Source organism: Nocardia coffeae (genome assembly GCF_019890715.1).
Taxonomy (GTDB): Bacteria; Actinomycetota; Actinomycetes; order Mycobacteriales; family Mycobacteriaceae; genus Nocardia; species Nocardia jiangxiensis.
Genome location: NZ_JAINZY010000001.1, coordinates 424,988 through 436,792 on the forward strand (window position 1 = coordinate 424,988; position 11,805 = coordinate 436,792).

Consider the following 11,805-nt stretch of genomic DNA (forward strand, 5'->3'; position numbering starts at 1 on the left):
CTACGGTAACCAACGGTGTTTCACAAGACGATCTGTCAGCTGGCCGAACCACTTTCACCCCGTCAATTGCCTTCGCGTTGCGACCTCTATGCAGCGAACCCTAATGTATCGGACAGGTGAGTAGTGCGCGATCGGTAGGCTGGTCAGGAGAGATACGGAATGGGCCTTCACAAAAGAAAATTCGGGGTTCGAGTGTTATGACCAGCAACCGCCAAGCTCAACGCGCTTTCGACGCCGGCGTTCTGTCGCTGGGTCTGACCATCGACGGACAAGAGGCCACGCGCGATCTGGAGTACGCCAAGTTGGCGTTCCAGCGTGCGACCGAGTGGGATCCCACGATGTGCGATGCCTGGCTCGGACTGGCCGTCGCCGGTGAGATGACTCCCGAGGTGCTCAACCAACTGCAGAAGACCAGTGGCTCGACGCTCTACCGCGAGCAACGCCGATTGGGGCTACGACCACGAGAGTTGGCCGGACGCTTCGTCACCGGCCTGTACATCGACTACCCGCTGTCGAACTACGCCGAGATCTGGGTCGCCCAGGCCGCACAGCTGATCACCGCCAAGAAGTACGACGAGGCCGAGCAGGTGCTCGACGAACTCGCCGAATTCCGTCGCGGCCAGGCCCCTGCCCCCGAAACCGAGCCGGACAACCGGATCTCCGCCTACGTACGCGGCGTGCTGCACTACAACACCCAGCGCTGGCCCGATGTGATGACCGTCCTGGCCGGTTCGGCCGAGTGGGACGATCCGTTCATGGCGGCGGGCGCGCACGTCATGGTCGGTTCGGCCTGTGCTCAGCTGGGCCTGTTCGGCGAGGCCATTCGCCGCATGGAAATGGCCGAGCACGGCCCGATTCCGGCCGCGCGCACCACGGCCATGTTCTGCCGCGGCCTGTGCCTGCGCGAGAACGGGGCCGAGGAGGAAGCACAGAAACTCTTCGAGAAGGTGTACTCGCAGGCGCCCGATTTCGCCGCGAACACCGAGGCGATGCGCGATCGCACCTACCGGATCACCATCACCTCCAAGGAGACCATCGCCGCCCGCACCGATCGCTGGGACCCCGAATCGGCCCCCTCGATGCAGGAGCAGCAGGAGGCCGATTTCCAGGATCGCGCCAAGAAGATCCTGGACGAGGCGCGCAAGGAACTCGATCACCAGATCGGTCTGGTCTCGGTGAAAACCCAGGTCGCCCGGCTGCAGTCGAGTGCGCAGCTGGCCAAGATCCGTGCGGAGAAGGGCCTGTCGGCCAAATCGCGTGGCAATCACCTGGCGTTCACCGGCCCGCCCGGTACCGGTAAAACCACGATCGCTCGCGTCGTCGCCAAGATCTATTGCGGCCTCGGAATTCTGAAAACCGACAAGGTCGTCGAAGCGAAGCGAATGGATCTCGTCGGTGAACATTTGGGTAGCACCGCGATAAAAACCGATAAATTGATCGATAGCGCAATGGACGGTGTGCTTTTCATCGACGAGGCGTACACCCTGATCCAGACCGGCCTGTCCGGCGGTGACGCCTTCGGTCGTGAAGCCGTGGACACCCTGCTGGCCCGCATGGAGAACGACCGCGACCGGCTCGTGGTGATCATCGCCGGATACGACGGCGAGATCAGCCGTCTGCTGGCCGCCAACGACGGTCTGGCCTCCCGTTTCTCCAAGCGCCTGCAGTTCCCGTCCTATACCGCCGAGGAACTGGGCCGAATCGGCCAGGTGATCGCCAAGTCGCGCGACTCGGAACTGACCGACGGGGCCACGGCCCAACTGGTCGCGGCCTGCCAGCGGCTGTACGAGATGGAGAGCACCGATCAGAGCGGCCAGCCGCGTCGCGGGGTCGACATCGCCGGTAACGGTCGTTTCATCCGTAACGTCATCGAATCGGCCGAGGAGGAGCGCGAATTCCGCCTCGCCAACGATGATTCGCTGGATCTGGCCGACCTGGACGAGGCGGTGCTGATGCGTATCGAGGGGTCGGACATGCAGGCCGCGCTCGGGACCATTCTCGCCTCGCTCGGCCTGGGCTGAGTGTTCCCGAGCTGAGTGTCACTGCGGCTCTGCTGCTTTCGAGAGGAATCGAAAGCAGCAGAGCCGCAGGTGTTTCGGGGACCGCTCAGTTCGACGCTGTGGTGGTGTTCGACGAGTCGTCCGAGCTCGAGGCGCTGCTGGGCACGCTGTCGTAACTCTGCAACGCCGATGTCCGCGAGAGCGTCGGGCCCGGGACCAGTTGGCCCACGATCGCCCACGGCGCCAGATGCGGCGTCTTGCCCAGGCCCAGCATCTGCGCGGTGGCCAGATCCGGTATGCCGTACCGGACTCCGTCGTCGGTGATGTAGAACAGGCTGTCGCGGCGCAGGCTGCCCGCATCCATCCCGGTGGTCTGGACGAACTCACCGGTCATCGGCTTGACGAACACCTCGTCGACGTGGTCGCCGGCGCCCGAGGAGGTGGCCAGCTTGACCGGATGCTCCGAATCGGCCAGCGGCAGTTGGGTTCCCAGGACCAGCGACACTATCGCCTTGTCCGCCGGATTACTCGATTCGACCTGTTCGGTAGCCATGCCCGAACTCTTGTTCCAGTGCACGCAGGTCACCGGATCGTCCTCGGCGGAAACGATTTTCGGCACCTGTGTCGGGAACTGGTCCAGCTGCAGAGTGGTCACCACCGGGACACCGTCGAGCACGTCCGGCGGCACCGTCTTGATCTCGCTCATGCCGTGTGAGTCGGCATTGCGGATCAGCTGCGCGACGAACGGTCCGATGTGCTGCACGCCGTTCTCCAGCACCACGTACAGATCCGAGGCGCCGCCGCCATCCAGCGGCGCGACCGAGATCACGCCGCCCACAGGCACGTTCGACAGTTTACCCGGCCCTGGATGACCGGCCTGCGGGATCGTCGGCGGAGCCAGCGCCGGCATCGGGACCGCGACGTCGAGCAGGCCGGTGCCGGTCGGCCGCGCCGGATGCGCGCCCAGGTTCAGGGTGCGGGCGACGACGGTGTTGCTGGGATCGATCTCCGCGCGCTTGCCGTCGTAGAGCAGATAGGTCTTGTCGTCGTGGCGCACCAGCACCGCCTCGTCCGGGCCCGCGGTCTGCGCCCGGGAGCCCAGCTGCGGCGGTCCGGCCACGACGGTCGTGGTGACCGCCGAGGAACTCGTCGCGCTACCGCTCGCCGAGAGCGCCACCGACTCGCACATCGACCAGTCCGAATGGTCACCCTGCGAGGTCGCCGGCAGCGCGTTCGGCGCACCCGGAATGCCCAGCAGCGGACCGCGCGGATAGGACGACAGCTTGGAATCCTTGACCGAGGTGGGTGTTTCGGCGGTGCCGCTGATCAACCGGGCCGAGGCCAGGTTCATCGCGGGATGCAGGGTCTGATTGCCGGACTGATCCTTGACCAGTACGAACAACGCGGCGCTGTCCTTGCCGACGATGATCGACGCCTTGCCGACCGACCCCTGCGGATGCAGCAGCGCCAGGATCACGCAACCGGCCACGGCGATCACGCCGAGGATGGCGCCGATGATCAGCGAACGGGATTGCGAGCGCATCGGATCGTGCAACATCCGCACATCGCGCCGGACCATCGCGTGGTCGAGGCGGCGCAACAGGAAGCGGTAGCCATTGACCTGTGCCCGAGTTGTCAGCTGTGCCGGCACTGGATCTCCCTCGAACGGTAGGGCATCGGTCGAACGCGCGGGTGTGGCCGCCCATCGGTGGAGACTCCCCGCATGGAAAAGACTAAGCGGTTGCGCGGGCGGGACGCCACTCGCAGCCGGAACAGGTAACGTAATCCGCGAAACCGGCCATTCGTACCGTGCTTCCGGCCGTACCGGCCGGCCTGCATTGCGGCTCGTGAACAGATATGGGAAACGATGGTCGAAGAAGCGGTCGTGTACACCGGCCCCGAGGAACAGGAATCCGGATCGCCGGACGGGCCGTCGTCGCAGAACGGCGGCGTGGGGCGCACCGGCCGCCCACCGGTCGCGCTGCATGATCAGGACTTCTGGCTCTTCCGGGATTTCCCACTGCGCCAGGTGGTTCCGGTGCTGCTGCTGGCCGCGATCGCGGGCTGGATCGCCACCGCATTCCATCAGCGGCTGTACGTGATCATCCCGGTCGGCGTCGTCGTGGCGCTGATCGGACTGGTGCCGCTGCGCCGTCGGCTGCCGCGCACACTCGCCGGAATCATCGGCGGCGCCATCTCCTTTCGCTGGAACCGGTGGCGGCACGATCCCAGCGCCGAGCCGCCGGAGGCGTTCGACGTTCCGCTGCCCGAGGGCGGCAGCTACGGCGTGCGCTGGGACGCGGATCGGCTGATCAGCATGCTGCGGATCGAACCGCCGCCGGACTCGATGACCTGGCTGCGCCCGGGCTCGCTCGGCTCGGTGCAGGAACTGCCGCTCAGCGAGATCGCCGGCTGCCTGGGGCAATTCGACATCACGCTGGACTCGATCGACGTCATCAGCACCGGTGCGCGCACCGCGGGCAACGGCGCGGTCGCGTGGCTCTACGACCGCATCCTGGGCCCGCTGCCCGCGATCGCGCGGCGCACGGTGTGGCTGGTGCTGCGGTTCGATCCGCTGGCCAATGCGCAGGCGGTGGACAATCGCGGTGGCGGCGGGGCCGGTGCCTTGCGCGCGGCGATCATCGCCACCCGCCGGGTCGCCAACCGGCTCGCCGCGCGGGACATCACCGTCTCGGTGCTGACCGCCGGTGAGATCAACAGTGCGGTAAGGCAACTCACGCACGGCATCACCCCGGACCAGTTCACCGAATCGCCGAACACGCTGGAGTACGAGGGTCTGCACCTGACCAGTTACGCGATCGGGCGGGATCTGATCGCCTCCCCCGGTTTCGCGGATCTGTGGGCCGCACAGAGCCTTTCCACGACCATCACCGTGCGGCTGCGCCCGCAGGCCGTGCGCTCCGGGCAGGACGAGATCCGGCCGGGCATCGCACTGCACGCGCTGGTCCGGTTCGACACCCTCAGCAATCCGGCCGACCCGCCGGTGCCGGGCCTGCGGCGGCTGCCCGGACAGCAGCTGCGCGCCTTCCTGGACAGCCTGCCCATCGCGGTGGCGCCGGGAGAGGCCCCGGAGGATTATCGCGGTCCTCTGGACGCGCTGGACGGGCTTGCGGTGCCCACCGCGGGATGCGGACAGCTGATCGGCGCGGATCTGACCGGGCAGGGCATCGCGGTGCCGCTGATCGGTGAGGGCACACGGCATCTGGAGGTCATCGGCAAGCTCGATCTGGCCCAGCAGGTGGTGCTGCGGGCGATCGCGCTGGGCGCGCACACGGTCGTGCACACCGTGCGTCCGGATGCCTGGAACGCCATGGTCGCGAGTGTGGCCGCACCGCATTCACTGTCCCTCGCGCCGCGTTCGGCGGGCGCCAGCCATCATCCGCCCGCACCCACGATGCAGCCCGGAAGTTCTTATCCCACAACGACTGTCGTGGTCTTCGACGGGATCACCCCGACGGCGCTGCCCGGCGGGGCCACCATCCTGCACGTGCGCGAGCAGGACGGTCCGGAGAGTCCGTTCGACGTCGATGTCACCCTGCTGCAGGATCCCGCGGCGCCGAATATGATCACCGTCCGCACGGCGACAGATTCGGCGACGGTGCACATGGTCACCACACCCGACGAGATGCAATACATCGGGGAATCGCTCGCCACGCGCTGAATTCCGTTGACGCGGCGGAAATATCGAAGTGCCGACGTTTTCCGAATCTGCCACGTATGTGAACACTTCGCCACATATGTGAACGAAAAAGTCAGCGGCCGTTCAGGATTGTGACATCACCGGGAAACCGTGCCTCCCACCCGATATTTCAGTACTCGAGAGAATATCGGCGTTCGCGCATCACGAAATGCACACGGAATCGCGAACCGGCGCGCCCGGCATTACCGCGAACCGATACGGCGGGGCCACGCAATTATGCTGCCGGACAACAGAACAGGCCGCGCGAGGATATCGCGCGGCCCGGTGGGATCGACGAAACGCCGACGGCCGCCCGGAGGATCTACTCCGAGCGGCCGTTCGTGTAGCGCAAACCGTGAATCAGAAGACCTCGAAGCCCTGACCGACGGCGGAGTCGGCGGACAGCGCGCGGTGCAGCGCCTCCTCCACCGAGTTGGACAGCTGGTCGAGCACGCCCAGGTGCTGGCTGAACTCGTCCGACCACTTCTTGTGCACCGAGTCGAAGCTGGACGACGCGTTGTCACCCTGCAGGGCGTTGTGGAACGCGGTCGCGTTCTGCTCGAGGTTCTGACCCTCTGCCTTGAGCTGCGAACCCGAGTGGTTCAGGTCGTCGTACAGCGTGTTCATCGTGGCGGGGTCGTAAAGGATATCGCTCATGGATGTATCTCCTCATCGGGAAGTGATGGAGTGCGGCAGAATTGCCGCTGCGCCGGCCTGTGGCCGCGACGGACGATCAGGCGTTGCCCTGGTCCATCGACAGCAGCTTGTTCTTGCCGTCGATGACGGCCTGGTGCAGCGCGGCGAGGTTGGCCTTGAGAGTCTCGGCCTCCTCGTGCCACGAGTTGGCGGCCTTCACGAACGAGGCGTTCGCATCGCCGTGCCAGCCGGCCTTGGCCGCATCCGCGGCATCTTCGATCTTCTGGATGTGGCTACGGATGTTAGTGATCGAGGTGTCCATGTCGCCGGCCACCTTCTCGATGGCGGCCTTATCAAGACCAACTGCGCCTGCCATTTTCCCAACCTTTCATCACGGTTTACTGCTACTCGGAGATCGTCCGAACTTCTTCAGAATAGAAGACTTCCGGACATATTTCAGAACTTATAGCCGCAGCCACCTTTCCCCGGGCAGCAACTGGATCAGCGCCGAAATCGCCTGAGCGATTCGGTGATCCGTCCCCGGTGTGACCGTCGACCAAGACTGTTGATCGGGCGCCAGTGCCGGAATGGCGATAATCCGGCCGCGGCCGGTGTCGTACACCGCGACGGCACCCGGCGTCCGGGTGGCTATGCCGTCCTCGTGAGTGTAAGCCACGATTTCGGCGTAGGCATAACATGATTCGAAGGCCAGACCGAGAATGGTCGCCTCCCGATCGGGCACCCCGAGCGCGTAACAGGCATCGGAGTACTCGATGGCGGTGCTCGCCTCGCTGAGCCGCTCGCTCAGATCCTCCGATGGCACATTGAAATCGGGAATCTGCGCCGGTGCGCACGCACCGAGCGCACCGAACAGCGGACGCGCCAGCGAATCGCCCGAACCGTCGGACCAGAAGGTCTGCAGCTCGAAATCGTCGCCAGTGCGCACTGCGATCGCGTGGTCTTCTCCCCTGCGCGCCAAGCACACTCGCACCACGTCGGCCGGGGCTGCGGACGCGTCGCCGGCGTGATTCGGCGGGACGCGATAGATCCGCGCGACCAGTTCGCGCTCGGGTTGTGCGAGCACGAAGAACGCCTGCGCCAGATCCGAACTCACCTCGCCGTAGGAGTCGAACACCCCGGCGTCGGTCAGACCGGCGACCGCCTCCTGCTGGGCGGCCTGCCAGTCGGCGTACGAATCATGGTGCGGCGCAACGGCGAGCACCAACGGCAGCGTCTGCACGCCGAGCCGTTCGGCCACCGCGAACAGGCCGTCGTTGGTGAGCGTCGTCATCAGGCCGCCCCGGGCTGGGCGGTATCGGGCACCGGCTTCGCCGCCTGCTGCGGCGCGGCCGAAGAACCGCCGAGAACTGCCGGGGCGCTGACGATTCCGTTGTCGAGGCCGACAGCGTCCGCACCCTCGACGGCGATTCCGGCGCGATGCTCGTCGTTCTGCAACGCCGACCCCGCCGCCGCGGCCGGGGCGACCGCGCCCGGGACACCGCCGGCGGGAATCTGGCTCGCGGCGGTGGTCGCCGATGCCGGAACGACCTCCGCGGCCTCCTCGGCCGCAGTGGCCGATTCCACGAAAGACGGTGCGCGATAGGCGGTCTTGACGGGCGGTGCGATGGCGAACGCCGCGGGATCGAAGCTCGGCGGCAACACCGGAACGCCCTCGGGCTCGGGCAGTTTCGGCACCTGGGCACTGGCCTGCTCGGCAGCCAGCGCCGTCCCGGCGCTCAACACCGGCGGATGATCCTGCACCCACGGGGTGGCCAGCGGTTCGGTGGCCGCCTCGTAGATGCGCATCACCCGAGATGCGGTGGCCTTGGCCATATCCGAATTCGTATCGGTGACCGCAGCGATCGCCTGGATCGGCGCGCCCAGCGAGATGCCGATCTGCTGCAACATCTGCTGTGCTTCCAGAATCGCCTTGATATCAGCCATATTCGGCATCGTCAGGCGGGCGAGCTCATTGGCCGCGGCATGTTCCTCGGCCTTCGCGGCATTGGCGGCCGCCGCCTGTGCGGCGCCGGCCAGCCAATCACGCAACGCCGAAACACGGTCGTGCACACCGGCACTGGTCGCCGACTGCCACGCACCGCGCAGGCTGACGATGATCGCCTCGTACTCGGCCGCCGCAGCCCCGAAGGTGATCGCCAGACGGGACCAGGTGGCACCGGCCTCGGCCATCGGAAGCGGACCGGGGCCGGTATCGAGATCGCGTGCGAGCTGGTCGGGTTCGCGCGCCTCCCAGACGACCCCGGTGAAACCGGGCTGCGGTGGCTCGATCATCTAGACCGACCGCGCCTGCTCGATCCCGGTGCTGTTCTCGCTCTCGACCCGGCCGAAATGCGTGACCTGAGCCCGCAGCGAGGCAGCCATCTTCTGCAGTTCGAGTACACCGGCATCGGCACTGGTGGAGAACGAGCCTCCGACGTCGTTCATCGTGTGCGCCGCGCGCACGGAGACCTCGTCGGCCCCGGCCGCCGGTACGGTCAGTGCGGGCTTGCTGGTCTGCAGCTCCTGCTGCAGGCGCTGGGCCAGTGCGTCCAGGCGGCCCGCGGCGTCGGTCGCGGCGGCCGGGCTGAAATAGAGCCCGTCGAAGTTGTTGTCTGTCATGACGATCCCTCCACAATTGGTTTCCGCTGCACCATCACAACGTCAATTCTTTGTCGGGTGGCGCTTCCACGGCCCGCACGTAGGCCCCGACCACTGGCAGCGTCGCACCATTGAGATCGCCGACGACTTCATCGCCGTTAACCCCGGTCACCAGATTGCTGTTCACGCCGCCATCGGCATCGCCCGCGCCGCCGATACCCCGGGCAGCCGCCGCGGCGGCGCCCGCACCGGCCATCGGCACCATCGGGCTGCTGGCAGACATCGGCGTCGAGGTCGCCACCGGCTCGGCCGCCAGCGCCTCGGCAGCCGCGGCACCGCCGGGGCCGAAAGTGGATCCACCGGCCAGCTGGGTGCCGATATACGGGGTGAGCGGCGTCGCGGGAACTGCGGCGACACCGCCGGCCCCGCCCGCGGCACCACCGCCGGCGGCGGAACTCTTCGAATCCGAGCCCTTGTACGCACCCAGCGCGGTCTTGTCCGCCGAAACCGAAGCGGCCGTGGGCGTTGCGGACACACCGGGGATGAGCGTCTTCGCCGCCTCCCCCAGCTGTGTCGCCGATTGCACTCCGGTGGTGAGCAATTGGCCCACCGGCGAGATCATCTGCATGAGCTGCTGCAGCTCGCTGGTGGACGAACTGGACGAGGCTGCCGCGGTATCCGCGGCGGTCGACGCCTGGGACGCGGCGTTGACGCCGGTCGGCGTGGAACTGACCTCGACCTTCTGACCGGCCTCGGTCATGTTGGCCGAGTGGATCGTCAGCTCCACGCGCGTCTTGGTGATGACCGCGAGCGCCTCGGCGATGGCCTCGGCGGTCTCGGCGACCATGAATGCCGCGCCGCCGGGCACCGACAAGGCCGGTGCGGTGAGCGCCATCGTGGTCATGTACTTGCCCATCACGGTCGCCATCAGCGCACCACCGGTGAAGACCGAGGTCGCACCGGCGCCGAGAATCGCCTTCTGCCCGGTGCTCTGGGTGGCCAGCTGGCTGCCGGACGCCTGCGCCTGCGTACCCGTCGAGGCCGCCTGCTGCGCGCCCTGGCCCTGCCACATCTGCATCACCACCTGCAGCGCCGACATGCCGAGCTGCATGGCGGTCTGCAGACCGGTGGTGATCGCCGTGAGTACCTGGGTGGGATCGACATTCGGCTGCGCCGCGGTCGGTGAACCGGCTGCGTTGTTACCCGCGGGCGCGCCCGGCGTCGCGGGCTGCGGCGCGGCGGCCTGCGGCTTGCTCGCCTGTGGTGCGGCCGAATTGTTCTGTGCCGCAGGGCTGTTCACCGGATTGCTGGCGGTCGGCGCGGGAGCCGGTGCGACGCCCACCGCGGGATGCACTCCCGCGCCACCGAACTGGCCGGTGCCGAAACTCGAGGCCATGTCCGTCAGCGGCCGGACGATCGCCGTCAGGTCGATCACCGGCATCGGCGGCAGCCCCGGCAGGGGCGGCATCGGCGGAATGGCAGGCAGCTGCGGCAATCCCATGCTGTGCAGGATGTGGCTCACCGGCTGGTCCATCATGGGCGCCAGTGAGCTACCCCGCAGCAGATCCGAGATGCTGGGGTCGATCGGCGCGTTCATCGGACTCAGACCGAGCCGATGTGTGCGGCAGAGTCGTCGTCGGTGAGCTGATAGTGGTCCGCGGCCGTGAAGGCGGCCAGCGCAGTGCCCGCGTGCACGGAAGCCAGCTCGTTGACCGACGAGATGTGGTTGGCCTGCGCATAGGCGAACGCCGCCAGGAAGTCCTGGCCGATCAGCCCGAACACCGGCACCGCCGCACCGACCGTGGCGGCCTGATCGACGTTGCCGACCGTGGCGATGGTGGTCGCCATCGCCGCCGAGGACGCACCGTATCCGCGGATGGCATCCGGGACTGTGACAAAAGGCTCCATTATAAAAAACCCCGATCCGGTGACGAAAATCCTTACTTGCCATCAATGGTAAGCGGACCCGCGCTCATCGCGCTACGCAATTGCTGCCCTCGAGTCTCGGGGGGCCTGGCCATGGGCCAGAAGTTCACCAGCTTGCAACCTCGTCATTGAAGCTATTAACCAGATCGGCACGTTCGGCAAAGGCTTGGCGCGCAGCGGCATACGAGGTAGTCACCAGAGTGCTCTCGAACTGCTCCGGGGTCATCCGCGAAATCGACTCGGACAGTTGAAGATCCACGATCGCGCCGTTGCCGTCGACCTCGACGGTCATCGATTCGTCCGGCGCGGTCTCGCGGGCGCGCACGCCGGCCATCTCGTCACCGAGGTCACGCAGCCGGTACAACCGTCGGCGCACACTCGCCTCGAGCTCGTCCATCGATTCGTACATGACGCTCCTCACAAGGGTTTTCGTCGCTCGAACAGGCCGAACCGTCTCAGACGGACCGCAGCCAGCTCTCCGGCTCGGTCTCGTACTCGTCCTCCTCCGCGAGCTCGCTCTGCGCGACCTCCGCGGGACTGGGCAGCCCCATCCGGCGCAACGCCTCTGGCGCGACCCCGGCCTCCTCGAACTCCGCCCGCCGCGCCAGCGCCGCACGGTTCGCCGCCTGTTTGCACAGCCGCAACACCTCGGCCGCCAAAGCCTGCGGATCCCGCCGCAATTCGGCCGGATCGACCGAAATCCCCAGCGGCAGACCCTGTTCGGTGGTCCGCACCGAAATCGACCCGGTCCGGTTGGCCGCGGTCCACTCCACCAGCTCCGGTTGCGCCTGCTCGTCGACCGGACTCTCCTCGGCCGATTCCAGGCGCACCGGCTCCTCGCCCAGAATCCCCTCGCCCACAACGGAATCCATCTCGAAACCCGAATCGTCGGCGCTCATATCACAATCCCATCAGCTCGTTTCGGACAGCCCCGGGCAGGTGCCC

At 66.9% G+C, this 11,805-nt stretch carries 12 protein-coding genes; 2 read left to right on the plus strand and 10 right to left on the minus strand.

The annotated features are described in order from the left end of the window. Positions 1-197 precede the first annotated feature (197 nt). Positions 198-2,021: a type VII secretion AAA-ATPase EccA gene (gene eccA / locus K7711_RS01820; protein ID WP_222964256.1), complete on the plus strand. Its 1,824-nt coding sequence runs from the start codon at positions 198-200 to the stop codon at positions 2,019-2,021. Between the two features lie 85 nt (positions 2,022-2,106). Here the strand turns inward: eccA and eccB are convergent, their stop codons facing one another. Beyond that, positions 2,107-3,651, minus strand: a complete 1,545-nt coding sequence (eccB, locus tag K7711_RS01825) for a type VII secretion protein EccB (RefSeq protein ID WP_222964258.1) — start codon at positions 3,649-3,651, stop codon at positions 2,107-2,109. Positions 3,652-3,867: 216 nt separating this feature from the next. Between eccB and eccE the strand changes: the two genes are divergently transcribed. Then, a complete protein-coding gene (eccE, locus tag K7711_RS01830) occupies positions 3,868-5,682 on the plus strand; it encodes a type VII secretion protein EccE (protein WP_222964260.1) in 1,815 nt (604 codons plus the stop codon). Between the two features lie 378 nt (positions 5,683-6,060). Here eccE and K7711_RS01835 read toward each other — a convergent pair whose 3' ends face one another. From K7711_RS01835 to K7711_RS01875, 9 genes are all read right to left on the minus strand, one after another. Further along, positions 6,061-6,357, minus strand: a complete 297-nt coding sequence (locus tag K7711_RS01835; protein WP_040818580.1) for a WXG100 family type VII secretion target — start codon at positions 6,355-6,357, stop codon at positions 6,061-6,063. Between the two features lie 76 nt (positions 6,358-6,433). Continuing rightward, positions 6,434-6,712, minus strand: coding sequence for a WXG100 family type VII secretion target (locus K7711_RS01840; protein ID WP_222964262.1), 279 nt, complete (start codon positions 6,710-6,712; stop codon positions 6,434-6,436). Positions 6,713-6,799: 87 nt separating this feature from the next. After that, complete coding sequence (locus K7711_RS01845; RefSeq protein ID WP_222964264.1) at positions 6,800-7,627, minus strand: ESX secretion-associated protein EspG; 828 nt, start codon at positions 7,625-7,627, stop codon at positions 6,800-6,802. Then, complete coding sequence (locus K7711_RS01850) at positions 7,627-8,628, minus strand: PPE domain-containing protein (RefSeq protein WP_222964266.1); 1,002 nt, start codon at positions 8,626-8,628, stop codon at positions 7,627-7,629. Before K7711_RS01850 ends, K7711_RS01845 begins: the two co-directional genes overlap by 1 nt. Continuing rightward, on the minus strand, positions 8,629-8,955 hold the full coding sequence (locus K7711_RS01855; RefSeq protein ID WP_222964268.1) for a PE family protein: 327 nt from the start codon (positions 8,953-8,955) through the stop codon (positions 8,629-8,631). It lies immediately after the preceding gene. Positions 8,956-8,989: 34 nt separating this feature from the next. Then, positions 8,990-10,531, minus strand: a complete 1,542-nt coding sequence (locus tag K7711_RS01860; RefSeq protein ID WP_222964270.1) for a hypothetical protein — start codon at positions 10,529-10,531, stop codon at positions 8,990-8,992. Positions 10,532-10,536: 5 nt separating this feature from the next. After that, entirely contained in the window at positions 10,537-10,842 is a 306-nt protein-coding gene (locus K7711_RS01865) for a type VII secretion target (protein WP_222964272.1), read from the minus strand. Between the two features lie 124 nt (positions 10,843-10,966). Next, a complete protein-coding gene (locus K7711_RS01870; RefSeq protein WP_235746515.1) occupies positions 10,967-11,257 on the minus strand; it encodes a YbaB/EbfC family nucleoid-associated protein in 291 nt (96 codons plus the stop codon). 58 nt (positions 11,258-11,315) lie between these two features. Continuing rightward, complete coding sequence (locus tag K7711_RS01875) at positions 11,316-11,759, minus strand: hypothetical protein (RefSeq protein ID WP_308014402.1); 444 nt, start codon at positions 11,757-11,759, stop codon at positions 11,316-11,318. Between the last annotated feature and the right edge of the window lie 46 nt (positions 11,760-11,805).